We start from the raw sequence: 25,768 nt of genomic DNA on the forward strand, positions 1-25,768 counted from the left end.
TCCCCGCTCGCGGAGTGGTTGCTCCGGTCTATCTTCGGACCCAAGCGCTAGGCTGGAGGCATGGCAACCATCGACATTGAACGGACACGCAATCAGGCCAAAGCGCTGCTTGACTCCCGTATCGAGTCCGTCACGGACCTGGTCAAGACGCGGCAGCGGATTGCTGACCTCCGCGAACAACTTGCCGAGGCAGAGCGCGAGGACAAGCGCGCCTACGTACGTGCCACCAAGGACGGCTGGAGCCCGGAGGAACTGAAGAAGCTGGGCCTGGAATCGGCCGCTGCCGGCCGCCGACGCAAGAACGCCGCACGTACCACCGCGGCTGCCTCAGATGCCGCCTCCGGCAGCGAAGTCAGCGACGAACAGTAACGTTCCCCTCGCCCACCTGGGCACGGCAAAAGCCCAACCGCTCCGCTGCTTTTCCCGCACACAGGGGGACGACGGGACCCACCTGACCGGCTGCACACAACCGCCAGGGAACCACGTCCCGTCGGCCCGCCACAGTGACCGGCGGCCGTGCACAGTCTGGATGGCCAGTGGTCACCACCGGCAGAGTTCCCCATGGTCCAAGACAAACGCTTCCGGCCGAAGGCCCTACGCGCGGCTGGGACATAGGTCAGCAGCTTTCACACTCAGGAGGCCCCGCCCAAACAGGGGCGGGGCCTCCTGAGAGGAGCCCACCGCATCCCTTTTATCATGGACTCCTCACGGAAATTGCGAGTCCAACTTTCGGGGACCACTTCTTGCAGGGTGCCGGCCTTCGTCTGTTTTGAGTGCCGTGGTCAATCGTTTTCGATGACGTGCTCCTGGGGAATCTGCCCAGCAGCGATCCGCTCCGCAGTCTTGGCGAAGGCGCCGTCGATATAGGCGGCAAGGTCACTCTCCCGGACCCTCCAAATACCTCTTCCACCGAACTTAGCTGCGGGAAGTTCCCCGCTTCGGACCAGGGCGTAGACGAGGCTGCTCTTGACGTTCAGGATCTCCTGGACCTGCGCCAGCGTCAGCATTCTCGACAGGCCAGACTCGGTCTGGGGCGCTGGCATGTTCTTCACGTCATCAGTCCACTGACCCATAGTTACTCGCTCTCGTTCCGGTGTCGCAGCTCGTCCCTGGTGCGTTGTCCTCTGCGCAGCGATCCCGGCGGAACGGGGTCCCATTTCATGCCCTGGTTGTGTTTGCGCTGAAGGCGTTTCACTTCCCGCATCGTCGCCCGCACGATGAAGTCAGACACGCTCGCATCGCCCTCGGCCACTCCGGCGGCAAGGAAAGCGGCACGAACCTGGCCCGCCTCATCTTCAGTGAAATAAGGGGTAAACGCTGCGGTCTTTCTAGCCGGCATAGGTCTCATCTCCTGTGGGATGAATGTTCCCTTCCGGGTTGGCGGTCAGCCCGAACCAGAGCTCGTCGTCGGCGTAGGCCCGGCCGCTCAGGACGAAGCGGTCGGCCGGGTGAGTGTCCTCGTGCTGGCGGTCGTCTTCAGCGGCGTCAGTGTCGGCCTTCGGGGACCGCTGCACGGTCGCTGTCGCGCAGCGCAGCGAAGCGCCGATTTCCTCGACGTCGAACTCGATCACGGTCCGCTTCTCCCCCGTCTTGGTCGTGTAGGTGCGCGGCTTCAGTGCCCCCGTGGCGATGACTCGTGTCCCTTTGGCCAGGGACGCTGCGGCGTTCTCGGCCGCGCCCCTCCAGAGGCTTGCCCGAAGGTACAGGGTCTCCCCGTCCACCCAGGCGCCGCGGGCCTGATTGAACACCCTGGGCGTGGAAGCGATGGTGAAGTTAGCGACGGCCGTGCCGGCGTCCGTGAACCGCAGCTCGGGATCCGCGGTGAGATTGCCCGCAACGGTGGTGCTGGTTTCTCCTGACATAAGAGCCCTCCCCTGCCTTCCCGGTTCAGGCTTCGGTGCCGTGGGATTCGATGGCGATGATCTGTTCGATACCGCCCGGGTTCAGCCCTGACCAGTGGTTCTCCGTGCCGTCCTTGTCGTAGACGACGACGGGAACCTGGGAGTAGCCCAGCTCTTCGGTGATGTACTCGAATGCGGCCTGGTTGGTCGTGACGTCGACCTCCCGGAAGGGTACGCCGGCCTCGGTGAATTTCTGCTTGGTTTTGGTGCAGCCAAAGCATCCGGCGGGCTTGGTGTAGATGGTCAGAGTCATTGTCCAGTCCTCGGTTTCGTATCACGTCAGTTAGGTTCGTCTGCTTTTCCAGCTACCCCCATTTTACCGAGCATTCATGTGAATGAAAACGGTTTCCCCCTTTGTTTTAGAGGTTTTCTTGACCGCCAATCAAGGTGAAGACGGCAACGTTGGAATGCTGGAGCTGGTTGCATTCACCGTCCCTGCCGAAGACAACTCCTCTCAGGAATGGGTCGGACCGGCCCCTTAAGTCTTGGACCATGGGAAAGGTATCCGGCGCGCCGGTCGGCGCACGGGCTTGAAAACTAAGCATGCTTGCTATTAGGTTGGTGTCAGCTTCTCCGCCCATCCCCCAATGAGACGGGGAAGCCTTGGAAACGCCCCGCGGTCCCCCAGTGCTGCGGGGCTTTTCGCTATCCAAAGTCAGGTAGCAGTACCGAACGGCGAAGGAGTGTGCAGTGGCTCAGCGAGACATTGAGACGTACTACGAAAATGGCCAGTGGAAGAACAAGCGCGAGGGCACTGATCGGGCCTTCGGCGCCGGCTACAGCACCAAAGAGGATGCGGTAGCGGCTGGACGCGAGGCGGCCCGGGCCGACAAGGTCGAGCACATCATCAAGAACCAGGACGGCGTGATCTCCGGGAAGAACAGCTACGGCAACGATCCGAGGAACGTCCCCGGCTAAGCCAAGGAGTTGCCCCTGGGGCAGAGACGGGCAGGAGGGAGGGGCCGATGGATTGTGGCCCCTCCCTTTAGCGTTCGACGGTTCAAGCGACCCCGTGGGCTCCCTCGGCGGCCGGTCTGCCGCGAAGCGCTCCCAGTGTCATTCGGTAGGCGTGTTTGCCTTCGAGCTGCTTGGGTTCGACCCATATCTGGTAACCCTCGGCCGATTCGATGATCTCCCGTCCCGTCAGCCCGTCGGCGGCAATCCACACCGCCGATGAGTCCGGCATGGCATCATCAACAACGCCTTGGCGGATGACGACCCCGTTTTTTCGGACTTCCACCACGGCGCCTAATAGCCCGCACCATTTGTCATGGCGGTAGTAGGTCATGAGACGCCTTTCTGAATAGCGGTGGTGAATCTTCGGAGAGGACCGTGTGGGGCGTCCGGGCTGCTTCCGGATGCCCTAGCGGGCAATGATGACGTCAAGTCTGCGGGGACCGTGGACGCCTTCGACTCGCTCGAGCTCAATGTCGCTGGTGGCGCTGGGGCCGCTGATCATTGTTATAGGGCGGGTCCCGTCGAGCCTCCGGAGAGCTTCGGGCAGGATCCCGACAATGTCGCCGGCCCTGACAACACAGATGTGATGGTCGGGAACAAGGCTGATGACGCGGCGACCCTGGTTGGGGCTGCCGTCCAAGATGATGGTCCCGGTTTCGGCAACTGATACAGCGCTGCCGGTGATGACGGTGTCGATGTCGTCCAGCTCGGAGATCCCAAGCGGAGCATCGATGGAGTCCATTCGACGCCGGCGGTCGTCACCCTCGGCCGTGGTGAGCCAGTCGGGGTCCAGCCCCGATGGCACAACATAGCTGCTTGTGCCTGCAAGCAGCTCGTTGATCCGCGTGGAGACGTCTTGGTGGTCAGCGACGGAGACCTGCGCCTTGTAGTCGACGAGCCGGTCTATTAGCAGCCGGATCAATTCTGCTTCGTCGAGCTCCGATTCCGCCCTGTATCCGCGGGGGACCGTCGGCACTTCGGGGCGGTCACTGAGCGCGCCGTGAATCCGGTCCAGGATCTCTGTGCGTGCGCTCATGGCTGTTCTTCCTTCTTGAGGGGCGTTCCGACGCCGGCATCCGGGGTGTGGTGTTCTTTGTTCCACCAGGCGCGGAACGACTGCGTGGGTGGTGCGGGAATATCGCGGCTCTGTGTCCAGCCGGCGGCGATGCCGGGCAGCTTGGTGATTTTCTTGTCCGGCCCTGCGGCGAGACGGCTGAGCGGTAGGCCTTTTTCGATGAGTCCGAGCCGTTTGCCGGAGGACAGCGCCCAGGAGGCGGCTTTCATACCGACGTCCATCTGGTTGGGTACTTTTTTTGTGCCGCGTTTGCTGTCCACGTCCACGCTGCGCAGATGGACCAGAATGTCGGGGATGTTGATCTTCACCGGGCAGGCGTCGTAGCAGGCACCGCACAGGGATGAAGCGTAGGGAAGTGAATCGTTTTCCTCGGCCTGGATACCGGTCATGAGAGGAGAGAGGATCGCTCCGATCGGGCCCGGGTAGGTGGAACCGTAGGCGTGGCCGCCGGTTCGTTCGTAGACGGGGCAGACGTTCATGCAGGCGCTGCAGCGGATGCAGTGCAACGCGGAACGGCCCATCTCGTCGGCCAGGGCGGCGCTGCGGCCGTTGTCCAGAAGGACCAGGTGGACGTTCTGCGGTCCGTCCCCTTCGGTGACGCCGGTCCATAGCGAGGTGTAGGGGTTCATCCGCTCACCGGTGGAGGACCGGGGCAGCAGCTGCATGAAGACTTCAAGGTCCTGCCAGGTGGGCAGGAGCTTCTCGATCCCCATGACGGTGATGAGGGTTTCGGGCAGCGTCAAGCACATGCGCCCATTCCCCTCTGATTCGACGACGGCCAGGGTGCCGGAGTCCGCGAGGGCAAAGTTCGCCCCCGATACAGCTACCTTGGCGGTGAGGAATTTGCGGCGCAGATGGGTCCGGGCGGCGGCGGCGAGCTTTGACGGTTCGTTGGTCAGGTCCGGGTCAACGTTCTCCATTTCGCGCAGGAAGATATCCCTGACCTGGGTGCGGTTCTTGTGAATCGCGGGGACCAGGATGTGGCTGGGTTTGTCATGGTCCAGCTGGACGATCAGCTCCGCCAAGTCCGTTTCAAAGGCCGCAATGCCCTGCTCGTCCAGGTACTCGTTGAGCCCGATTTCCTGTGTAGCCATTGACTTGACCTTGACGACCTCCGTCTCGCCGGTGTCCCGGATCAGGCCGGCGACGATCCGGTTGGCTTCCCCTGCGTCGCGTGCCCAATGGATCACTCCCCCACGGGCCGTGAAGTTCTGCTCGAACGCCTCCAGCAGCTCCGGCAGCCGGGCCATGACCGATTCCTTGATGGCGGACCCTGCGTCGCGCAGCTGCTCCCAGTCCGGCAGCTCGGAGACCACCTGGGTCCTTTTGTCCCGGATGGTGCGGGTGGCATGGCCGAGGTTGGACCTGAGCTGGGCATTACCCAGCTCCCGGTGCGCGGATTTCGGGAAGGACTCGGACGCGTGCAGATTTCCGGAGCCGTAAACCGGAAGGGCCGGCATCCCAAGGAAGGTGCTCATCGTGCGGCCTTTCCGGTGGAAACGAGAACCTCGCCGGTGACCGACGCGGGTTCGTCCATGGTGCTTGCAAGGATTTCGGCCAGGTGCAGAGTGGTGATGCTGCTGCCCTGGCGGGAAAGGCCGCCGCCGATGTGCATGAGACAGGAGGCATCCCCGCCCGTGCACAGGCTCGCGCCCGTGGTTTTGATAGTGGCGGCCTTGTCCTCGAGCATGGCCGAGGAGACGTCGGCGTTCTTCATCGAGAAGGTACCGCCGAAGCCGCAGCACTGGTCCGCTTCGGGCAGGTCCACCATGTCGATTCCCTGGACCGTGGCCAGCAGCCGGGCTTGCCGGTCGCCCAGACGGAGCAGACGCATCCCGTGACAACTGGGGTGGTAGGTCACCCGGTGCGGGAAGAAGGAACCGAGCTGGGCTCCTGCGTCAGTGACTCCGAGAACGTCCACCAGCAGTTCGGAGAGTTCATAAATCCTTGCCCCGACCGCGGCAGCGCGGGCTTCCAGGTCCGCGTCCCCACAGGAGCGGGCCACCATCGGGTGCTGATGTTTAACCGAGGCCACGCAGGAACCTGACGGCGCGACCGCGACGTCGTAATCCTCCGTGTCGAAAGCGTGCACATGGTTGGCGACCACGGGCAGGGCCTCCTTGAGGTATCCGCTGTTGACGTGCATCTGCCCGCAACAGGCCTGACTGGAAGGGAACACGACCTCGTGGCCTAACCGCTCCAGGATCTTCACAGTGGCCCGCGCCGTGGCGGGGTACATCGCGTCCACGATGCACGTAGCGAACAAAGCGATTCGCATAGCAGCCTTTCGAGGTCAAAAACTTTGTGGTCTGACCACAGTTGATCATATGACACCGGTCACTGGCAACTATCGCTTCTGAGTGAAGGGGATCACATCGCCGGGAAAAATGTGCGTTACACTCTGATGGTCCGACCACAGAGGTCTGACCACAACTTTTCCCTGTCACCCTCACCGTGGAGGAACTCCGTGGAACACTTCACCCCCAGCACCGACCCGGTGCTCAACAGTGTCGCCTGGTCAGCTGCCGTTGCCCTGCTGCCGCTGATCACTTTTTTCGTCCTGCTCGCGGTGGTCAAAACCCGAGCCCACGTAGCCGGTGCATTCGCTCTTATGGCGGCGCTTTTGGTCGGCATCATCGCTTTCCAAATGCCAACCGGCCTCGCATTGCTCGCTGCGACCCAAGGCGGGGTCTTTGGCGCATTCCCGGTCCTCTGGATCGTCGTGATGGCGGTCTGGCTTTATCAGGTCACAGTTCTCAGCGGACGTTTTGAGGACCTCCGCCGGGTCTTTGATGTGATCGGAAAAGGCGATGTTCGCCTCCAGGCGGTCCTGATCGCGTTCTGCTTCGGTGGCCTGCTTGAAGCCCTGGCCGGTTTCGGCGCCCCCGTCGCAATCACAGCGACCATGTTGCTGGCGCTCGGGCTGCCGCCGCTGCGTGCCGCCGCGGCCGTGCTCGTCGCCAATACCGCCCCGGTCGCGTTCGGCGCCATGGCCATCCCCATCACAACCGCGGCGGGACTTACGGGTCTGCACGCCACCGACATCGCCTCCGTCGTCGGTCGTCAGGCTCCCCTCCTGGCTACCATCGTGCCCCTGATCCTCCTGTTCATCCTGGATGGGCGGAAGGGCCTCAAGGACTGCTGGCCGGCAGCACTGGTCATCGGTTTCTCTTTCGCCATCGCACAGCACCTCTGCTCGAACTACTTCTCCTACGAACTCACCGATATCGTCGCCTCCCTGGCCGGTCTTGGCGCAGCGGTGCTCTTCTTCCGCGTCTGGACGCCCAAGGGCAGCTCCGCCGCCCGGGAACGCCTGGGCGTCGCCGCTGAAGAGGCCACAAAGGAAGTCATTACTTCCGGACGCAGCTCACACCGGGCAACCACCACCCGCCCCGCCCGCACGTCAGCACCGGCGGCAGTATCCATTTCAGACGCCGCTTCTGACCGGCTGACTCCCACCCGGACATGGCTGGCCCTGTTCCCTTATTTCCTGGTCATCGTTGTCTTCGGTATCGCAAAGCTTTGGAAAGTCGGCGTGGACATACCCGCCTTCCTTGCCTCTACTGACATCAAAATTCCCTGGCCGATCCTGCACGATGCCCTGGTTGACGCTTCAGGAAAACCCGTTTCCTCCACCGTCTACTCCTTCCAGTGGCTCTCGACCCCGGGCACGCTGCTGCTGATTACTGGACTGATCGTCGCGGTCGTCTACTCGAAGTACGACGACGGCGGCCGCTACCGGCTAACTGTCACGGACGCGGTCAAAGAGATCGGGCGCACCATCGTCCGCATGCGCTGGGCGGGCCTGACGATCATCACCGTCCTGGCCCTGGCCTACGTAATGAACTTTTCCGGTCAGACAGTATCCATCGGCACCTGGCTGGCTGGCACCGGCATATTCTTTGCCTTCCTCTCACCAGTCCTGGGCTGGATTGGCACAGCCGTGACCGGCTCCGATACGTCCGCTAATGCATTGTTCGCCAAACTGCAGCAGACCGCCGGCATGAAAGCCGGCATCGACCCGAACCTGCTCGTAGCCGGAAACACTTCCGGCGGTGTCGTAGGAAAGCTGATCAGCCCTCAAAACCTGGCCATCGCCGCGTCCGCGGTCAACCTCGAAGGTAAGGAATCAGTGATCCTGCGTAAAGTGGTTGGCTGGAGCGTTGCGTTGCTGTTGGTGCTTTGCACCCTCTCCTACCTCCAGTCCACTCCCGTCCTGAGCTGGATGTTGCCCTAGCACCCGGCCCGCTAAGCAGGGCGTGTGCGGGCTGCCTGCCCGCACACGCCCAAGCCACAAGGAACCGCCCGTGACAACCGCCTCCGCAGAGCATGCTCCACCCCGCCGCCGCACCCACGAGACGCTCCTGCAGGACATAGAAGCGGACCTCCGCTCGGGCAAAATCAAGATCGGTGACCGGCTCCCGGGCGAACGCACACTCGCCGAAACCTACGGAATCTCCCGAGCCTCGGTCCGCGAGGCCATCCGGGTTCTCGACGCCATGGGAATACTGCGCAGCTCCGTCGGGTCCGGCCCCACATCAGGAGCCATCGTTGTCTCCGACCCCGCCGCAGGACTGTCCTCAGCACTACGACTTCACGTAGCCAGCAACCGGCTCCCAGTAGCCGATATCGTCCAAACCCGCATCCTGCTCGAAACCTGGACCGCCCGGGCCGGTGCCCTCCGCCCTGAAAACGACGAGCTCATCAAACAGGCCGGCCAGCTATTGCACGCCATGGACGACCCAGCCATCAACCGGGCAACCTTCCACCAGCTCGATGCCCGGTTCCACGTAGCCCTGAGCTCCCTCGCAGGCAACACGGTGGTCGGAACCATGATGGAATCCCTCAGCGGCGCGATCGTCAATTACGTCAAAGATGCCATGGACGCCATGGAAACCTGGCCCGATGTCATCTCCATCCTGCGTAACCAACACCACGATATATTCGACGCCGTTCAATCGCGCAACGGAGAACTCGCAGCACGCCTCCTGACAGAACACATCGAGTGGTTCCACCAAAAGGCAAACGAAGCAACCTTTACCGAAAACACGCAGCGCACCAACTAAGCCGAACCGGCAACGTCTCGAAACTCTAGGGTTTCGAGGCACGGAGGTTATGAGACACATAGATCCACCGATGGTGACCGGTTCCGGTGTCCGTAAGGGGATCCCCTACCGGGCTTTCGCACCTTCGGAGGTTGCGGATCCAAGTCCCGGTTCAACGGAACCGGTCTAGTTAGGATGAGGGGTGAGCAACCTAGCCACCTTGTGGCCCCCCTTCGGATTAGTCCTCTCCGCTCCACGTTTGGTTCTGCGACCGCTTCAAGACGGGGACTTGCCGGCAGCAGTGGAAGCCGCGGAGGCTGGCGTACATCCCCGAGGGAAGATGCCCTTTCCCATCCATGGACTGAGGCGCGCCCCGAAGATCTTCTCGCAAATACTGCACGACGAATTTGGCGTGCACGGGCCGAATCGACACCCGAGAAGTGGTCACTCCATTTCGGAGTTTGGAAAGGCGGCGATTTTGTCGGCTGTCAGGACTTGAGCGCCCAAGGGTTTAGAACTCTCAAGACAGTGTCAACGGGCTCCTGGCTCCGCCAGGATGCTCAGGGCAATGGCCTCGGCAAGGAGATGCGAACAGCAGTCATCCTTTACGACTCCATCAGCAAGCGACGGCAAGCCGGGCTGGACCTGGGTGGCCGGCTTCGACGGATTACCGACAGTCAGATCCGCAGCGCCGTGCACTTGGTCGAAGGGGGCGCTCCTGCCGCACAGGTAGCCCGAGACCTCGGGATGTCTCGCGCGACCTTCTATCGGCGCAGCCAAGCCCTTTCGACGTAGAGGACCAGCGCCACCGACCCCCACCCAGCAGACAGTGGGCACGTTCGTTAGGTCACTGACTTTACTTTCCCATGACTGGGTCATCGGTTGACTTGCAACCTGCTGAGGGCTGAGTTAGCTTCGGCTAGGCCCTCCAGCGGGGGCTATATTCAAATATTGGGGAAATGAACAACATGAAGAGATTGCCACTTATTGCTTTCCTCGCTCTATCGCTAGCCGCAGCGGCGGTTCCCGCGCCGGCATACGCCGATACACCCGAGAGACCCCGCATCCAAGTCGATGAAGCCCTCGTTCCATGCGTCAACCTGGCCGTATAGCACCGCATTCAACAATGGACCTGTACAGGCGAGGGTCTCTACGTAGAGAAAGACAGCAACGGCGACGTCAGCCGCGACACTGCGGGCAGACCTACTCTTTACAACCGCGGTCTCGAGATCGGGAACGGAAAAGCACCCGTTCAAAAACTCTCCCCGGCGCAAGCACAAAGCCTCTTGGCGCCTACATCAATGACGACGATCGCAGACGAGTACGACACTTGGTGTGAAAACGGCTCTATCTGTCAGCGTCTAATAACTGACTACATCGCTGAAACCAAGGGAAATGCGGCTTACGGGGACCAGAACGGTGCCATCGGCGCCTACGACATCATCATCCGCACCAACCTGAATGGTCGCCAGGCGAACAACACTGTCACCCTGTACCACGACGCCGGACCGGCCCTAGGGTTTACGGAGGCCGCAATCGAATGTTTCGAGATGCGCCCATGGACAACGTCCAACCCCTGTGGGAGCGTTCCCCTACCACCCTTCTCCATCTCAGCCTCCAATTGGCGCTACAGTTCGGGCCTGAAGTACGGCAACTACTTGGCGAATGAGAATCCATATCTCGTAGAGGTTAGCTATTCCTTCCTCCCAGCTGGCTACAACCTCTACATTCCCCCGCCACTGACGAATATTGAGTTCAGCTGCCCGTCATCAGGAAACTGCAGTTTCTAAGTAGTCGAAGCGAGGAGCGCGGCGTGGACTGGGACCTCTTTGTAATTTCAAAAAAAGATAGCGGCTGGTCACTTCTCGAAGAAACAGGATGGCACTCGATGCTAATCGCTGCGGTAGGTCCAGCTAGAGTCATCCGCTCACTGAAAGTGCGGGCATCGCCATATCAAACCCTGATCGATGACACCATCGATGAATACCTGGCCGCTGCCGACATCCCACCCCGCCCTCGGGGCTTCGACTGGTACATTCGTACCCCCCCCAGGCATGACACTGAACGACGTGGACGTCGTCCTAAACCGTGGAGTTGAGCTGGGTCCCTCGATAGCACCCACTGCTGAAGAAGTTTTGGCCATCTTTGCGAGGGAAGTGGACCGCATCTTCTCGGACTAGCCAGCACACGACCTCGGACCAACTTTGAGCGTTGGCGACTTGCTCGCTCACAATCGCACACCTTGCCGGGACTGGACTGCCCTCAGTGTGCTTCTTCGTACGCTTTCATGATGTCCTGGCTGATGCGGCCGCGGGCGCTGGGATTGTATCCGTTTGCCCCGGCCCATTCCCGGATCCGCTGCGTCTGTTCCCGGCTGGAGGTGGCGGCCCTGCTCCTCTGACCGGCTGTGGAGCTGCGGATTCGCCGGCCGCCGGCAATATAGGGTTCCAGAGCCTTGCGCAGCCCGGCCGTATTTTCTCGCGTCAGGTCGATTTCGTACTCGACACCATCGAGGGCGAAACGAACGGATTCCTGGGCCTCTTCACCTGAGATGTCGTCGATTAGCTGAACATGAACTTTGCGGGCCAATGGGATTCCTTTGCTCGGATTAGCGGTGCTGCTCCCCCATGCCAACGCCAGTCTTGAAGACTCAACACTATTTCAAACTCGAGGTTCAGCTCGGTTCCTCCCGTCGATCGCGTCAAAACCCGTCCCTCATCGGGTTCTGATCAGAAACCTCCCAGTACATTTCGCAGTCGGGATCTGCCGCTTCACCTAGGTGTCTGAGGACCCTCCTGGGCGCGCCTTCAGGCGCTTGCCAGACCAATCACAAAGGGTCGTTTTTGATTTGCCTAGCGCCAAAGGAAAACAAGCAAGTGCGATGTAATGGAGCATGGCGTTTACCAGTTGGCTTGAACCGGTTCAGTTCTTGGAGGAAGGCAATGGACCGGCCACTCCCGAACAACACAACTTGGCTGCCCTCTTCGGCCTACCTTTGCACCCAGAGCTAAGTCGAAAGGTTGCATCGGCGCTGTTGGAGGATCACGTCGAACCGGCGATCCATGGTCGAACGGTGCTTGAAGCAACTGACGCTCAACTGAAGTTCCTCGGAGAAATCGCCCCTAAAGGAGCAGACATTCCGCCGCCGAAGTCAAAGAGGGTTGCATCAGCGTGGATCGATTACTACCTTGCCCAGAGAACTATAGCCGCGCTCCGCACGCTCAGGCCTCAAACCGGAAGTCGAGTCGTCAAGACTGAGCATTTCACCCTTGAGGGAGGCCAGCCCCAAACCTTTGTTAGCTGCCACGTCGTTTCAAGTATCGGGGCAAATGGACGTGTGTACTTCAAAGGAGGGGGCGGCGCGGGAGCGTGGCCCTCACAACTTCGAACCGAGTTACCTGTTACCGGAGGGGTAGATCGACCCTGAGGCGAGTAATCTACGACGGCTCGCCCCGGGCACCAAACAGCGAAATTTCAGCTGCTCGATTCTCTCGTGGCTAACTTGCGCAGGCTGAAGGCAAGACGAAACCTTACCTGTTCCCCTTTGCCCGGTTGTGCGTAACACACAGCATCTCGCAGTTGACGAGGTTTGAGGCCCCGCCTTTCGACCACGCCGTCACGTGGTCGGCATCCATCTCGTTCTGTTTGTAAATGCGCGTCTTGTTGGTATTGTCGCCGACCGCGCACAACGGGCAGTTCGACTCACCTTTGGCGTTCGCCTGCTGGGTCTGCTGCTGATACGTGAGGGCCTTTGTCTTGTCGTCGAACAGCCTGATCGACAACAGTTGTGCGTCCCTCTTACCGCCCAGCACGTACTCATAGATCCCCTTGGTGTTGCGTACTGCGGGGTCTCCGATCAGCTCGTTGACTTCATCGTCGATCGTTTGCGGGTTGTAGGGCTTCGAGTGGTACTTCTCGTAGAGCCGTCCCCATTCGAGCCCACGCATCTCTTTATCCGGCGGACGGGTGAAGACGCTGCCAACCCAGTCGATCACCGAAGTGAAGTAGGTCTTTAGGCCGGCGATGCTGTCGTCGTTGCGGTGCTGCGCCAAGTAGCGATCAACGCTCACACCCTGCGACTCAGAAACCCACTCCAAGGCGACAGCGAGCACTTCCTGCCGCTTCGGGTCTCCTTTTACGTAGGAGGACCACTTCTGCATGTTTGCGTTGTTCGAGTTGCTGTACTCAGCTTTTGCTTGGGTGATGAAAGGGCCGGAGTAGATGGCGTTGAGCAGCTCCTGCTTGTTCAACGGCACCCCGGAGATGTTAATCGTCTCGAACCACTGCTTGATCTCGTTCTCGGTGCCGTCGCACTCGTAGATGTCGAGCTTGGCATCCACGATCTTGCGGCGCTGGTCGGCGGACAACGATGAGAAGGTCTGCTCTTTGCCATCGACCTTGATGGCGAACTTACCCGTGATGAACCGGCCGATGGTGGTGATGCGCTGCTGCCCATCGAGCACTTCGAACGCGTCGCCCTCCACGTTGAAATAGATCAGACCGAGCGGATAACCCTTCAGCAGCGAATCGATGACGGCTACGTCTTTTTTGCCGTCGTTGTAGATGTAGTTGCGCTGGTACTCGGGTTGGATGACAAGTCTTCCGGCCAGACCGAACAGCCCCTTGCCTTCCAGCTCGTTGTAGACGAATCCTTCGAGGATCTGGTCGACGGTGTAATGCTTGAGCTCGGTCTCCACTATGCGTCCTTTCGACGGATGAGGATGCGCTTGAATACCTTCACATCGTTGACAACCCCAGACATATTCAGTGGGATGGTGCCAGGCTTGTTGAACCGCCGGAAGTACGCATCTTTCTGGTCTTGAGATGTGTACCAGCGGGTGCGGCCAGGGTTCTTGGGGTCACTGGATTCAAGGGTTCCGACAATCTCGAACTGATCGGGGTTGTACTTGTCCAGGAAGGTGATGGGAACGCCCATGAGGCCATCGTGGTCAGCCGGGATCGAGTCTACGAATGGCACTTCGATCGCGTCGTAGTTGTCGTAGCGCTGGTAGCCGACGCCGCGCACTTCCTTGTGCTTGCTGAACTTGATGTTGTCGGCCTCTGTCATCAACTGGAGGGGTTCGTGGCGGCGCCCGTGATCGATGTTCGTGAACCAGCATGAGTTGCCTAGACGCGTGTAGGTAGACGTCTCGTCCGACGGGTAGCCCATACGAGCCGCTTTTTCGCGATCAGAGTCTTTGACTTCGGCACCTGCGGGTACTCGGAACACCATGTCGGTGTTGTTTGCAGTTGCTCCCTTCCAGAGCTTGTTACTCCGAACTAGGGGAAAGATCTCGTTGTAGGTGGCTGCATTACTGCTACCGATCACGGAAAATTTCACCCCGCCATCGGCTAGCCAACCGATGAACGACTTGAACTGGCTGAACGGCGGATTGGTGATCACGATGTCAGCCTCGTTGCGCAAGGCGGTCACTTCAGGGCTGCGGAAGTCACCATTGCCTTCGAGGTATTCCCATTGCAGGTCGTCGATGTTGACCACGCCATCACCGTTAATATCCTTGCGTTCCAGGACAAACTTTTTGCCGTTCAGGCGCGTCTTGGTGGGGTCGAACTGAGGGTTCTCTGTTTCGAAGAGGGTTGGCGCGTAGAACTGACCTGCAGGGTTGCTGTCGGGAGCATAGGAGGTCGAAATGAGCTTCTTCAGACCAAAGTCTGTGAAGTGCAGGGCAAAGAACTTCGCAAAGTTCGACCATTCGGGGTCATCGCATGGAAGTAGGACGACCTTGTCGCGGAATACATCCGGGTTGTACTCGAGGTATGCATTGACTTCACGCTCGATGTCGGCCCACTGGGTATAGAACTCGTCGTTCTTTGCTGTTCGCGCAGCGATTAGGTTGCTGTTGGCTGTCTGCGTGGTCATGCTCGTTCTGCCCCCTGGTCCGGCTTGCACCGCCGGGAGCGGGGCGTCGTCTTGCCTGACCATCATATGAGGTCGAAGGGTACTTCCGGGGCGAAGGACATGGCCTCATCGAACCTATGACGGCTAGTCTGCTGCGGCGGTGGTACACATACGCGCTCAAAAGGGTGACCGCGCAGTCCTAGCTACTCCTGGCCCAGTAGGATTCAGGGCGATAGTGAATAGAAAAAACATGGGGGTCACTCGTGCGTTTGGGGGAAAATCCGTTCTCTGCAGCTGTCAGGTCGAGTTTGATCAAGGTGCGGAAAACAGAGAGAGTGCTGCACGTGAATACCCGAGAGAGCTCCACCAAGGAGTTCAAGGAGAACTTCACCTGGGGGTCTATAGGTCTTTACGCCCGGACGATGGCCGCGTTTGCAAATGCCAGGGGCGGGTACATCTTCTTCGGCATTACAGACAACCCTCGTATCGCTGTTGGGCTTACCGACAGAGCCAAGTCTGACTTCGACAATCTCGACCAGGCGAAGCTCACCGAAGGACTCAACGAACTCTACTCACCTGAAATCCACTGGGAAATCGGTCTCGTCGAACTGCCCTTGGGCCGTGTCGCCGGCGCAATCTATACCTTCGAGTCCGACGACAAGCCGGTGGTTGTCAGGAAAAGCTATCAACAACAAAATGCCAAACTGGTAGAGGGCGACATCCTTTACCGCTACAACTCCCGATCCGAACGAATCAAGTTTCCTGAACTGAAGCGGCTTCTCGACGACGCAAAGCTCCGCGAACAACGCGCGATGATGAGCCATATCGAAGCGCTTGTGCGCGCTGGCGCTGCTAACGCAGCAATTCTAGATTTCTCAGCCAACACGTTGCAGGGACCGGCAGGTCAAAAAGTGATGATCGACGACGGGCTGATCAACCAAATTTCATTCATTAAAGAGGGCGAGTTCGACGAGGTCGCGGGTGCTCCGACTCTTAAGTTGGTGGGTGAGTTGCAACCTGCAACGACGATCACACTTGGCGCCGATCGTATCGTTCGCTCAGCTCTCTCCAGCGACGACGTCCTCAGCGACTTCTTAGAAAGAGGGAATGTCAGCAACCCGGAGCAGTACATCCGTCAGGCCGCTACTGGGACGACGGGCTTCCTACCCATACAGTTCTATAGGGCTCTGGCCCAGATGTCCCATGAAAATCTTCTTCAATTTGTAACGGAGATTGCCACCAGATCACCGGCGAAGAAGAAGTTGCTTGAGAGATTGACCTCCGGCGATGACATGCGCATGTCAGCCCCGCCAGCATCGTCCCAGTACCCTTCGACTGTTCAGCGAAGGGCTTACTATGACCAACTCAGCAATGGACAATTGGACGGAGTCTCTTTCGCGACCGTCTCAGATGCCCAGTACTTTTTGGATGCAATAAAGAGCTTGGAAGACGAGCTAATACAGGCAAACGTAGACAAACTCTTGGTTCTGATGAAGACCATTTTTGACGAACACTACAGCTCCAGCGCCAAGGTAGCTGATGCTCTGAGACGCGCTTCCTGCAGAGTAGACAGCGCGATGTTCGCGGAAATGTAAAGCTCGTGACTGAGCTCGCGCTCGGGTGCCGGCCGGGAGCGGCGTCGCGGTGATGGCGGTCCGTCGCTGGTGAGTGGCTGCTGTGGTTCGCACTGGGCGGCGGACCGCCCGGCGTACGGCAGGCTCCGTACCTTGGGAATGTTGGGGCCGGGCGGCTGTTTTGGGGGTCAGCCGCCCGGCCCAGTTCTCGTTATTCGGTCGCGTCAGCGTGCTTGTCGAGGATGATCTGCTCCACGGCACTGGCCGTGTACCCCCACTGGGTGAGCTGGTTCAGGTAGTCGAAGTGGCGCTTCTCGGCTGAGCGCCATGAGTCTTTCTGGATGGTCTTCTCGTACCCGGCGCAGATCAGGGCGATCAGGGAGAACTCGGGCCGGGCGGTGGTTTTGGCGGTGTGGTCCCGGAGCGGGTTCCAGCCCCACCGGTCGGTGTCCTCCCCTGTCTTGGTCCCGAGCATTTCGGTGGCGACCTTGCCGTCGTAGCCGCTGGCGGTCTCGGAGTGGTGGGTGATGGCGTGGACGGTGAAGTACTGCCAGCCCTTCGGCGCGGTCTTGCGGGAGAGCAGGGTCTTGATGAACTCGCGTCGGACGACCCCAGCAGATTCCATTGCCTTGTTGTTCGCGATCAGGGTCTTACGCTCGGTTTTCTCTTCGTCGCTCATCGGCCCTTTCTGGGCCTGGGTGCCGCCGTCGTACCGCTTGTACCGCGACACGAAGCCCAGCTCTTTCCAGCCGGTGATGACGGGTTCGGCGTTGTGCTGGCCCCGGTAGTCGGGGGTGATCTTGTAGGCGTTGGCGTCCTCGTCGGTGGCCGCTTCACCGTCGGCACGCTTGGCGGCGCTGACGTACAGGTTCTCGTCCTCGGCGTAGTACCCGGCGTCCTCCACGATGGTCTTCCCTGCCGCCTCGAGCTCGGTCACGAGCGCGGCGCGTGCGGCTTCGCTGGCCCGGCGGTCGCGCAGGAGCTGCGCGACGTGCAGGAGCTGGTCGGCTTCGTCTGCCAGCACGGACTCCAGTTCCTCGGTGGCGTCTTCGTCGCCTTCAAACTCGGCCATGATGAGCGCTTCGTCAATGGTGTAGCCCTTGCCCAGGGCGGCGGAACCAGCGTCGGAGGCCTTGGCCTTCAGTGCGCCCTCGACGGCGGTTTTGGTCCGTCCGGTCTTCTTGGCGATCGCGGCGGCCGAGACACCGATCAGGGACAGCTGGTGGTAGGCGTCTGCTTCGTCCGCTTCGGTCAGTTCGGCCCGCTGGATGTTCTCCACAACCTGGGTCACGATGCGTTCGGCTTCCTCGGGGGATTCGATGATCATCACCGGAATCAGAGGCCGGGCGGCCTCCACGGCGGCGCGGGTGCGACGCTGGCCCATCAGGACGTGCACGGTGCCGTCCTCCTTGCGGTGGGCGATGACCGGTTCCATCACGCCGTGCTCTTTGATACTGGCGATGAAGTCGCCCGTCAGGGCCGCGTCTTTGCGGACGTTGATGTCGACGGTCAGGGTGGCCGGGTCGAGCATTTCGAGGGTCGGGTCGGTGTTCATGGTGGTGCTCCTTTTTGCCCAAGGATTCGGTGGGTGGGGCGGCTCAGGTGACCGGCCAGCGTCCCCTCTCCCCCCTTTGTTTTTTGGCTGCTGGCGGAGCTTGCGGAGCTGTGCCCGACGGAGGCCCGTCTACCCGTCAGGGCAAGGGGCAGGAAATTCCCTCAAGGAAATAAGCGACGAAGGAGCGCCGCAGGGAAATTCCTGCACCGCAGGCCCCTGGAGGAACGACAGGGGCTAGACGGGGTGGAGCGGGCACGTACGATCCGAAGGACAGCAGCCAAAAAACGTCGAAGACGTAAACAATAGGGCCAGGGCAGCCGGAGCTCTGCGACGGAGGCACTGGACCCAACAGCCGGCCGCGCCAGCGGACGACCAATAACTGGTTGAAGCGCAGCGGAAACCAGCGCGAGCCCTGCGAGCATGCCTTCCTGAGTATGGTGGGGGCATGGATGACCTGGCCCCGACCGATGGTGGCGCCCGGGGCCGTGCGGGGCACGGTATCGGGCGGGACTCTGCGCGGGTCTACCGGGTCCTGGCTGTGGTGTTCACAGTCGTTGCCGGCGGAACGCTGGCTGTGGTGGTCGTCGATTTCGTTATTGCCCGGCCGGTGGCCGGCGATCTCTTTATTTCCGCCCTTAACAGCCTGGCCGCGATTGTCCTCTGGCGGCTCGCGTCGCCCAGGACGCGGGCATGAAGAAGGCCAGCACCTTGCGGTGCCGGCCTTCTCGTTTTCCCTTCGGCAAAGTAAATCTGCAGGGCGGAGGAAGGGCCGCGGGACGACTCCTTCGAGAAATGCGAACCCCTCAGCCGCTCTAGTGGATGAGCCCGGACACCAGGTTGATGGTGGTCGCGAGGACAATTGCCCCCAGAAGATAAGACAGCAACGCCTGGCGCAGAACCGTGGTGCGGATTGCATCGCTTTTCAGATCGGTGTCGGAGACCTGGAAGGTCATGCCGACAGTGAAGGCGAGGTAGGCGAAATCCGCGTACCGGGGTTGTTTACTTTCGTTGAAGTCAACCCCCGCCTTGTCACGGTAATAAATAGAGGCATATCGGAGCGTGAAAAGAGTGTGGACGAGGAACCAGGAGAGCGCCACACTCGCGAGGGCCATGGCAATGACGGCAGCCTTGGTGCCGCCCTGGGCATCGGCGGCGTCCATCAGGATCAGAGCTACCCCGGCGAAGCTGGCGATGGTGGCCGTGAGGACCAAGGCATCCGAGCCCGCACGTCCCGGATCTTCGCGCCGCGCGTGAGCGGCTGTGGCAGCTGACTGAAGCCGCCCGATAACGGCCCACACCCAGACCAAGTAGGTCAGGGAGGCCGCGGCCCAGCCCACGGCAGGGGCGTAGGTCCAGGACTTCAGCAGTCCGACCGCGAGGGCGGTCACCAATCCGACGACGATCATCACTGTCACCCGGAGCCTGGAGTGGTGTGCCGTGGTGTCGAAGTTCAGTTCGGGTTCGGTGGAGGCACGCATATCAGTCATTTCCGTATTTTCCCTTTTAGATGTCATTTTTTGGCGTTCGTCCCAGGTTGGGCGGGCGCGAGAGAGCCGGGTTCAGGCGAAACGGTGTGAGAGTTTCTGGTGACGGCAAGGATCATGCCGATGCCGGCGAGGGATGACACCATCGCGGAGCCGCCGTAGGAGATGAACGGCAGCGGCACGCCGATCACGGGAAGCAGGCCGCTGACCATGGCGATGTTGATAACGGCCTGACCGATGATCCAGGTGACGACGCTGCAGGAGAGGACCCGGGCGAAGGTCCCCTCGGTCCGGGCGATGGTCTTGAAGATCGCGACGGCGAGCACGGCGAAGAGTGCCAGTACCAGCAGTGTGCCGGCGAACCCGAGTTCCTCACCCAGGATGGTGAAGATGAAGTCGTTGTGCGCCTCGGGGATCCAGTTCCACTTCTGCCGGCTCTGGCCCAGCCCGGTGCCGAACCAGCCCCCGGAGGCCAGGGCGTACTGGCCGTTCAGCGCCTGATACCCGAGGCCCTGGGAGTCATCCGCGGAGCCGCCGCCCAGCCAGGAGGAAATCCGGCCCATGCGGTTGCCGCTGGTGGCGGCGAGGATCAAAGCCGCGAAGGCGGAGACGCCCCCGGCTATGTAGATCACTTTCATGGGCACCAGGCCGTAGTAGAGGGTGGCGACGAGGATGAGCATGACGATCATGGTGGTGCCGAGGTCATGGCCCAAGGCGACGAGGGCCATGATGATTCCTCCCACGGGCAGCAGGGGAACGACGGCGTGTTTCCACTGGCTGAGGAGCTTCTGCTTGCGGGTCAGGATGTCGGCGGCCCAGACGATCAGGGCGAGCTTGGCGAACTCGGACGGTTGCGCGGTGAACCCACCCACGTTCAGCCAGTTGCGGTTGCCGTTGACCGTCATACCCAGCGGCGTGAACACCAGACCGAGCGAGATGACGGCCACTATCAGCATGGGCCAGGCCAGCTTCCGGATGTGCCGCTCCGATAGCCGGGCCAGCGCGAGCATAACGACGACCCCGGCGATGGTCCACATGCCCTGTTTCAGCGGCAGGTCGTAGGGGTTGGCGCCGGCGGCAACGGATTCCACGGAGGAAGCGGAGGCCACCTCCACCAGCCCGATCGCGGCCAGCGTCAGCACCACGGCCAGGACAATGGGCCGCTGCCGGTCCGAGGGGTCATCCCCGATCCACGTGCGGATCCGGCCGGGCTCCCACCCCGCGCGGTCCAGCCACGGCCTGGGTGTCCTGGCGAGGATGCCCCTCACCATACTCAGGGTGCCCATCGCTGTCCTCCTTGACTCGTGTATTCCCGTCGGGATGTCCTGCCTCGCCCCCTGATACAGAACACGCAGATTATCCGGACGACCCCGCAGGGCAACTCGACCGCGCCGCGTAGCAGCAAACTCCCGGCCTTTTAACAGCGGATCATCATAGTGTGCTCCTACGGTCACCATGCCCAACCGCGGCAGGATACTGACCGCGCCCCCGAGGAAGACGAGCAATGAGCACACCCACCCTGGCCGCGAAGCCCCGCCGCAACGTCGAGGCCCTGCTGCTCCTCGTCGCCCTGACGATCGGCGTGGGCGCCGGAGCGCTGGTCAGCCTGGACCGCGGCCAGGCGCTGCCGCCCGGATTCTGGGTGCAGGCCGGGACGTTGACGGCGCTCGCCGTGGTGTTCCATGTGGTCCTGCGGATCCGCGCAAGCTACGCGGATCCGGTGATCCTGCCAGCCGTCGTTGCGCTGAACGGCATCGGCATTGCGGTCATCCAGAGCCTGGACACCCCCACGGGGTCCGACGCCGGCGGGAACCAGCTGAAGTGGACCGTCGTCTCGGTCCTCGTCGCGGCCGCGGTCCTGTGGTTCCTGAAGGATCACCGGTTGCTGCGTCGCTACACCTACACCGCTTTGGCCGTCAGCGCGGTGCTGCTGGTCCTGCCCCTGGTCCCCGGCATCTCCGCCGGCGACATCAACGGAGCCAACGTCTGGATCCGGCTGGGGCCGCTGCAGTTCCAGCCCGGGGAAATCGTCAAGATCACCCTCGGTATCTTCTTCGCCGGGTACCTGTCCACGAACCGCGACCTGATCCTCCTGGCCGGACGGAAAATCGGCCCCCTGCGGTTCCCGCGCTTCAAGGACCTGGGCCCCATGGTCGCCGCATGGGTCGTCGCCGTCGGCGTCCTGGTCTTCCAGCACGACCTGGGCATGTCCATCCTGTTCTTCGGCCTGTTCATGGTCATGATCTACGTCGCCACCTCCAGGGCGTCCTGGCTGCTCCTGGGGCTCGTCCTCATGGCCGTCGGCGGCTATGCGACGGCTACCATCTTTCCCCACGTCCGCCTACGAATCGACGCATGGGCCAACGCCTTTGACCCGAACGTCTACGGACGATTTCCCGGCGGCAGCTCCCAGATCGTGCAGGGCCTCTTCGGAATGGCCGACGGCGGTCTGGTCGGGACAGGGCTGGGGCTCGGACGCCCGGACCTGGTCCCCTTCGCCAACAGCGACATGATCATCGCCTCCCTGGGCGAGGAACTCGGCCTGGTTGGGCTCTTCGCCCTCGTGGCCCTCTACCTCGTGCTGTTCACCCGGGGCTTCCGCGCCGCCCTCGGCACCCGCGACCCGTTCGGGAAACTCCTCGCCGCCGGGCTCTCCTTCGCGATGGCGCTCCAGTGCTTCATCATCATGGGTGGGGTGACCCGGCTGATTCCCCTGACAGGGCTGACCACGCCCTTCCTCTCGGCGGGCGGGTCCTCCCTGCTGGCCAACTGGATCATCGTCGCGTTGCTGCTGCGGGTCAGCGACGCGGCCCGCAGACCCGACGCACCGGACCTCCAGGCGCAACCCACCCTCACGCACCAAAGCAACTAAGCCCTAACGAATCCTTTCGCACCGTAAGTTGCCGGAGCGGACCACCGGGTCGGGACCGTTGCCAAGGGGACCGTCCGAGGATCCATAGGCTGTCTTTGGGACCCCGGGCAGGCCGCGGCGGGTCCATTTCAATGAGGCCAGAGTGCCTCCACTCCGTGCGTAGGCGGCTCAGCCGCCGGCGTTCGTGGCCTGGCAGGTCTGATCGCTGGCCGTTTGGGCAACAACACCGCCGGCGTCAGACGGTGGCGCCGCGGGCTTGGAACCGGTGGCGAAGTCTTCGCCGGCGTAGAGCTGGACGCCCTGCACCCCGGGGACCTGCTGCACGCTGGAGGCCGGCAGGCCGAACACCGCCGCGACGTCGGCGGCGACGTCTTCGAACCCGGCGCCGAAGTAGACCATGGTCTGCTGGCGCGGCTGGGCCGGGATGCGGGAGAGCTTCGTGAACCCGGCGTCGGAGAGAATTGTCCCGATCTCGGCGCCGCGGCTGGCGACGTTGGTGCCGTTGGCCACGGTGACCGGCTGCAGTGCCTTGTTGTAGGCGGGGGCGGCCGGGGCGCTGGAGGTCTCCGGGGCCGCCGAGGCCGGCGCGGGCTGGGACAGGTCCGGGCTGCGGCGCAGTGCGGCGAAGAGGTTGTCCGCCGCCGGCTCGTCCAGGGTCAGCCGGTTGGGATCCGACGGCGCCGGGACGGTGGGGGTGGTGATGAAGTTGACCTTGGCCGGGTCGATGTTCTTCAACCGGTTGGCGAGGGTCAACATGGTCGGGACCGAGGCGAGCCCGTCGTCGACCGTGAGGTTCTTGGTCATGGTGTCCGCGATGCTGAGCACCTTCTGCGGGTCGCTGAGCGTGCCGTCGGCCTTCAGCTTCCGGGTCAATGAGGCCAGGAACGACTGCTGCGCCTTGATCCGGCCAAGATCCCCACCGTCAGCAAAACCATGGCGGGTCCGTAGGAAAGCCAGTGCCTGTTCGCCCTGGACCTGGGACGTGCCCTTGGGCAGCTTCAAACCGGAATCGGGGTCCGAGACCGCAGCATTGACACAGACGTCGACGCCGCCGACAGTGTTGGAGAGCTCCTTCACGGCGTTGAAGTCGGCCATAATGAAGTGGTCGATTTCCATGCCGGTGAGCTTGTTGACGGTGTCCACCGCGCAGCCGATGCCGGCCTCGGCCATAGCCGAGTTGATCATGACGCCGGAGCGGGCCGCGTGCTGTTCGTTGGTGGCGCTGTCCTTGCAGGCGGGCACGTCCACCAGCAGGTCGCGCGGGAAACTGACGACGTTGACGTGGTTGTTGTCCGCCGAGATGTCCAGCATCATCATCACATCCGACTGGCCATACCCCGAGGAGTCCGCCGTCGAGCCGTACTGGCCGTTCTTGCCGCTGCGGGTGTCGCTGCCCAGGACCAGGATCTGCACCCGGTCAGTGCTGTCATTGACCGGGCCCTCGGTGCGGACCCCGCCGGCGCCGAGTGCCGAGGTGCTGATGTTGGACTGGAGCCGCCAGAGCCAGTAGCCGCCGAAAGCGATGACCCCCACCAGAAGCACGGCCGCGGTAAGGCCAGCGATCTTCAGCCAGGGACGTCGACGCCGCGCCGCCAGAGCGCGGCTACTCTCGACCAAGGTTCCATAACCGGGGTACGGGACAGAACGTGTCTTTCCGGACACCGGGTCCGGCACATTCTGACTTGCTTTGATCACGCTTCTCCTCCGCTTCCATCGGTCCGTGGCGACTGGCCACGGACCAGTTCGGACAGCGTCCGGGACGCTGTGAGAATGCGGCGGGCGAGGATGATGCATTGGTCATCACCGAGGGCCCCGGCGCTGGCTGCTGCGGATCCGCGTTCTGAGTCCTGTGCCGTGTTCATGGCGGCCAGAAGGTCCTGCTGCAGGGCGTATACATCCGGCGGGAGCGCGGGGTTCAGGCTCGCTTTCTCGTCCAGGCGGCTGCGAGTGGCCGCCTCGGCGAGGCGTTGTTGAATGTGGCCGACGCCGGTCGCGAGGGTCTCGACTGCCTTGTCGAACTGTTCCGATGCCTTGGCCAGGGCATCGATGCTGTTCTGGTTCATGCGGAGGCTCCTGTGGTTTGGCCGGCCCTGGCCGCGTCGGGGTGGGTGGGGAGAAGGATGCGGTCGGAGTCCGCGTCGTATTCGTAGAGTTCACCGTATCGGCCCCAGTCGATAGCGGTGTCCAGTTGGGTTTGAGCGTCAGCATCGCTGAAGTGTCGGCGGAGGTCGTTCAAGATTGTCTCGGATCGGATGAACCCGTTCTCGCTGCGGCGCAGGATCCTGACGATGTTGCGCACCAAGGGTGCCTGTTCGACGGCGAGGGTCGCGAATTGTTCCTTGGCGCGCAGGAGGTCAGCGGCGGCGTATCTGCGTCCTTGTTCACTCAGGTGCAACCGGCCGTTGCGGGCATAGGCGAGTTTGAGCATGTGGGCGGCGTCGACCAGTGGCAGGAGGTCATCGAGTTCGTAGCGGAGTTCGTCGGCGATTTCGGCCAGGCCTTCCTGGCCGCCGCGTGCGGCGAGGAGTTCAAGGAGGCCGCCCAGTTCACCGGTGCTGGCCGGGGGCAGTGCGATGTCGAATTCCGTACCTTCGGCTCCGAACGGTGACGTTGACGATGTGGGCGGGGCTGGTTGGCGGGCGGCGCTGGGCTGGCCGGTGAGGATGCTGTAGACCTCATCGACGAGGGCCTCGAATTCCGGGCTGCGCCGGTCGCGGGGCTGGGGCAGGGTGATGGGCAGTTCGGCTTTGATCCGTCCAGGGTTAGAGTCCAGGACGATGACGCGGTCCGCGAGCTGGATTGCTTCTTCGATGTTGTGGGTAACGATCAGGGCGGTCCGGGTCGGGATGTCCCCTTCGGCCCACAGGCGCAGCAGCTCGCCGCGGAGGTTTTCGCTGGTCAGGACGTCCAGGGCGGAGAATGGTTCGTCCATCAGCAGGGCATCGGGTTCGACGACGAGGGCGCGGGCGAATCCAACGCGCTGGCGCATGCCGCCGGAGAGTTCTTTGGGGTAGGCGGATTCGAAGCCGTCCAGGCCGATCAGGTCGATTGCGCGCAGGGCCCGTTCGCGGCGCTCGACTGCCGGGACGGCCCGGGCTTCGAGGCCGAGTTCGACGTTTTCCTGCACGGTGAGCCAAGGCAGCAGGGCGAAGGACTGGAAGACCATGGCAACGCCGGGGTTCGCCCCGTTCAGGGCCGTTCCCTTGTATTTCACGGCACCGGTGGTGGGGGCGGTGAGCCCGGCGATGCAGCGCAGCAGGGTGGATTTGCCGGATCCGCTGCGGCCAAGGAGCGCCACAATTTCCCCTTCGTGCAGGGTCAGGCTGACGTTCTCGAGGACGGTGAGGGATCCACCGTCTGTTGCGAAGGTCATTCCGACGTTCTCGACGGTCACCAGCTCGGTGCCGGGAGTGATCTTGGGTGTGATGGTCATCGAAGCCTCCTA

At 62.0% G+C, this 25,768-nt stretch carries 26 protein-coding genes and 1 pseudogene; 10 read left to right on the top strand and 17 right to left on the bottom strand.

Translation table 11 applies throughout. The features are described from left to right. The first annotated feature begins 60 nt into the window (after positions 1–60). Positions 61–369 (top strand): hypothetical protein, encoded by a 309-nt coding sequence (locus ACFUCU_RS15485; protein WP_377973366.1) that lies wholly within the window; start codon positions 61–63, stop codon positions 367–369. Positions 370–782: 413 nt separating this feature from the next. Here ACFUCU_RS15485 and ACFUCU_RS15490 read toward each other — a convergent pair whose 3' ends face one another. The 4 genes from ACFUCU_RS15490 to ACFUCU_RS15505 are packed head-to-tail and all read right to left on the bottom strand — an operon-like array spanning position 783 to position 2,154. Then, positions 783–1,073: a helix-turn-helix domain-containing protein gene (locus tag ACFUCU_RS15490; protein ID WP_377973367.1), complete on the bottom strand. Its 291-nt coding sequence runs from the start codon at positions 1,071–1,073 to the stop codon at positions 783–785. Between the two features lie 2 nt (positions 1,074–1,075). Further along, positions 1,076–1,339, bottom strand: a complete 264-nt coding sequence (locus ACFUCU_RS15495) for a hypothetical protein (protein ID WP_377973368.1) — start codon at positions 1,337–1,339, stop codon at positions 1,076–1,078. Further along, on the bottom strand, positions 1,329–1,862 hold the full coding sequence (gene ssb, locus ACFUCU_RS15500; RefSeq protein ID WP_377973369.1) for a single-stranded DNA-binding protein: 534 nt from the start codon (positions 1,860–1,862) through the stop codon (positions 1,329–1,331). The genes ACFUCU_RS15495 and ssb overlap by 11 nt, the downstream gene beginning before the upstream one ends. A gap of 25 nt (positions 1,863–1,887) precedes the next feature. Beyond that, the gene (locus ACFUCU_RS15505; protein ID WP_011689577.1) at positions 1,888–2,154 is read right to left on the bottom strand and encodes a glutaredoxin family protein; all 267 of its coding nucleotides are present in this window, start codon (positions 2,152–2,154) and stop codon (positions 1,888–1,890) included. A 437-nt stretch (positions 2,155–2,591) separates the two neighbouring features. Between ACFUCU_RS15505 and ACFUCU_RS15510 the strand changes: the two genes are divergently transcribed. Next, positions 2,592–2,819, top strand: coding sequence for a DUF2188 domain-containing protein (locus ACFUCU_RS15510; RefSeq protein ID WP_377973370.1), 228 nt, complete (start codon positions 2,592–2,594; stop codon positions 2,817–2,819). An 82-nt stretch (positions 2,820–2,901) separates the two neighbouring features. Here ACFUCU_RS15510 and ACFUCU_RS15515 read toward each other — a convergent pair whose 3' ends face one another. From ACFUCU_RS15515 to ACFUCU_RS15530, 4 genes are all read right to left on the bottom strand, one after another. Continuing rightward, entirely contained in the window at positions 2,902–3,189 is a 288-nt protein-coding gene (locus ACFUCU_RS15515) for a hypothetical protein (RefSeq protein WP_377973371.1), read from the bottom strand. Positions 3,190–3,264: 75 nt separating this feature from the next. Next, the gene (locus ACFUCU_RS15520) at positions 3,265–3,894 is read right to left on the bottom strand and encodes a lactate utilization protein C (protein ID WP_377973372.1); all 630 of its coding nucleotides are present in this window, start codon (positions 3,892–3,894) and stop codon (positions 3,265–3,267) included. Further along, positions 3,891–5,411 (bottom strand): LutB/LldF family L-lactate oxidation iron-sulfur protein, encoded by a 1,521-nt coding sequence (locus ACFUCU_RS15525; protein WP_377973373.1) that lies wholly within the window; start codon positions 5,409–5,411, stop codon positions 3,891–3,893. Before ACFUCU_RS15525 ends, ACFUCU_RS15520 begins: the two co-directional genes overlap by 4 nt. Then, on the bottom strand, positions 5,408–6,211 hold the full coding sequence (locus ACFUCU_RS15530; RefSeq protein WP_377973374.1) for a (Fe-S)-binding protein: 804 nt from the start codon (positions 6,209–6,211) through the stop codon (positions 5,408–5,410). The genes ACFUCU_RS15525 and ACFUCU_RS15530 overlap by 4 nt, the downstream gene beginning before the upstream one ends. Before the next feature lie 189 nt (positions 6,212–6,400). Between ACFUCU_RS15530 and ACFUCU_RS15535 the strand changes: the two genes are divergently transcribed. From ACFUCU_RS15535 to ACFUCU_RS15555, 5 genes and pseudogenes are all read left to right on the top strand, one after another. Next, positions 6,401–8,170: an L-lactate permease gene (locus ACFUCU_RS15535; RefSeq protein ID WP_377973375.1), complete on the top strand. Its 1,770-nt coding sequence runs from the start codon at positions 6,401–6,403 to the stop codon at positions 8,168–8,170. A gap of 70 nt (positions 8,171–8,240) precedes the next feature. Then, positions 8,241–8,999 carry a FadR/GntR family transcriptional regulator gene (locus ACFUCU_RS15540; RefSeq protein ID WP_377973376.1) on the top strand — a complete coding sequence of 253 codons (759 nt, stop codon included), beginning with the start codon at positions 8,241–8,243 and terminating at the stop codon, positions 8,997–8,999. 588 nt (positions 9,000–9,587) lie between these two features. After that, positions 9,588–9,773: pseudogene (locus ACFUCU_RS15545) on the top strand (helix-turn-helix domain-containing protein); the annotation flags it as partial. A 506-nt stretch (positions 9,774–10,279) separates the two neighbouring features. After that, the gene (locus tag ACFUCU_RS15550; RefSeq protein ID WP_377973377.1) at positions 10,280–10,768 is read left to right on the top strand and encodes a hypothetical protein; all 489 of its coding nucleotides are present in this window, start codon (positions 10,280–10,282) and stop codon (positions 10,766–10,768) included. A 98-nt stretch (positions 10,769–10,866) separates the two neighbouring features. Next, the gene (locus ACFUCU_RS15555; RefSeq protein ID WP_377973406.1) at positions 10,867–11,076 is read left to right on the top strand and encodes a DUF5956 family protein; all 210 of its coding nucleotides are present in this window, start codon (positions 10,867–10,869) and stop codon (positions 11,074–11,076) included. Positions 11,077–11,240: 164 nt separating this feature from the next. On the opposite strand, the gene ACFUCU_RS15560 is transcribed toward ACFUCU_RS15555, so the two are convergent. The 3 genes from ACFUCU_RS15560 to ACFUCU_RS15570 form a co-directional block, all read right to left on the bottom strand. Continuing rightward, complete coding sequence (locus ACFUCU_RS15560) at positions 11,241–11,567, bottom strand: Lsr2 family protein (protein ID WP_377973378.1); 327 nt, start codon at positions 11,565–11,567, stop codon at positions 11,241–11,243. A 941-nt stretch (positions 11,568–12,508) separates the two neighbouring features. After that, positions 12,509–13,675 (bottom strand): DUF262 domain-containing protein, encoded by a 1,167-nt coding sequence (locus ACFUCU_RS15565; protein ID WP_377973379.1) that lies wholly within the window; start codon positions 13,673–13,675, stop codon positions 12,509–12,511. Beyond that, on the bottom strand, positions 13,675–14,859 hold the full coding sequence (locus ACFUCU_RS15570) for an adenine-specific methyltransferase EcoRI family protein (protein WP_377973380.1): 1,185 nt from the start codon (positions 14,857–14,859) through the stop codon (positions 13,675–13,677). The genes ACFUCU_RS15565 and ACFUCU_RS15570 overlap by 1 nt, the downstream gene beginning before the upstream one ends. A gap of 323 nt (positions 14,860–15,182) precedes the next feature. Here ACFUCU_RS15570 and ACFUCU_RS15575 point away from each other — a divergent pair, with 323 nt between their 5' ends. Further along, on the top strand, positions 15,183–16,433 hold the full coding sequence (locus ACFUCU_RS15575) for an RNA-binding domain-containing protein (protein ID WP_377973381.1): 1,251 nt from the start codon (positions 15,183–15,185) through the stop codon (positions 16,431–16,433). Positions 16,434–16,623: 190 nt separating this feature from the next. Here the strand turns inward: ACFUCU_RS15575 and ACFUCU_RS15580 are convergent, their stop codons facing one another. Further along, the gene (locus ACFUCU_RS15580; protein WP_377973382.1) at positions 16,624–17,967 is read right to left on the bottom strand and encodes a ParB/RepB/Spo0J family partition protein; all 1,344 of its coding nucleotides are present in this window, start codon (positions 17,965–17,967) and stop codon (positions 16,624–16,626) included. Between the two features lie 445 nt (positions 17,968–18,412). Here ACFUCU_RS15580 and ACFUCU_RS15585 point away from each other — a divergent pair, with 445 nt between their 5' ends. Then, positions 18,413–18,661, top strand: coding sequence for a hypothetical protein (locus ACFUCU_RS15585; RefSeq protein ID WP_377973383.1), 249 nt, complete (start codon positions 18,413–18,415; stop codon positions 18,659–18,661). 118 nt (positions 18,662–18,779) lie between these two features. Here the strand turns inward: ACFUCU_RS15585 and ACFUCU_RS15590 are convergent, their stop codons facing one another. Together ACFUCU_RS15590 and ftsW are read right to left on the bottom strand one after the other, a co-directional pair. After that, entirely contained in the window at positions 18,780–19,454 is a 675-nt protein-coding gene (locus ACFUCU_RS15590; RefSeq protein ID WP_377973384.1) for a DUF1345 domain-containing protein, read from the bottom strand. A gap of 23 nt (positions 19,455–19,477) precedes the next feature. Further along, positions 19,478–20,737, bottom strand: a complete 1,260-nt coding sequence (gene ftsW / locus ACFUCU_RS15595) for a putative lipid II flippase FtsW (protein WP_377973385.1) — start codon at positions 20,735–20,737, stop codon at positions 19,478–19,480. 218 nt (positions 20,738–20,955) lie between these two features. Here ftsW and ACFUCU_RS15600 point away from each other — a divergent pair, with 218 nt between their 5' ends. Then, the gene (locus ACFUCU_RS15600; protein ID WP_377973386.1) at positions 20,956–22,323 is read left to right on the top strand and encodes an FtsW/RodA/SpoVE family cell cycle protein; all 1,368 of its coding nucleotides are present in this window, start codon (positions 20,956–20,958) and stop codon (positions 22,321–22,323) included. Between the two features lie 168 nt (positions 22,324–22,491). Here the strand turns inward: ACFUCU_RS15600 and ACFUCU_RS15605 are convergent, their stop codons facing one another. The 3 genes from ACFUCU_RS15605 to ACFUCU_RS15615 all read right to left on the bottom strand — a co-directional run bounded on the left by ACFUCU_RS15605 (position 22,492) and on the right by ACFUCU_RS15615 (position 25,756). Continuing rightward, complete coding sequence (locus tag ACFUCU_RS15605; RefSeq protein ID WP_377973387.1) at positions 22,492–23,940, bottom strand: LCP family protein; 1,449 nt, start codon at positions 23,938–23,940, stop codon at positions 22,492–22,494. Between the two features lie 74 nt (positions 23,941–24,014). Further along, positions 24,015–24,386 carry a hypothetical protein gene (locus ACFUCU_RS15610; RefSeq protein WP_377973388.1) on the bottom strand — a complete coding sequence of 124 codons (372 nt, stop codon included), beginning with the start codon at positions 24,384–24,386 and terminating at the stop codon, positions 24,015–24,017. Next, on the bottom strand, positions 24,383–25,756 hold the full coding sequence (locus ACFUCU_RS15615) for a nitrate/sulfonate/bicarbonate ABC transporter ATP-binding protein (RefSeq protein ID WP_377973389.1): 1,374 nt from the start codon (positions 25,754–25,756) through the stop codon (positions 24,383–24,385). Before ACFUCU_RS15615 ends, ACFUCU_RS15610 begins: the two co-directional genes overlap by 4 nt. Positions 25,757–25,768: the final 12 nt, after the last annotated feature.

The organism is Arthrobacter sp. NPDC057259 (assembly GCF_042668995.1).
Taxonomy (GTDB): Bacteria; Actinomycetota; Actinomycetes; order Actinomycetales; family Micrococcaceae; genus Arthrobacter.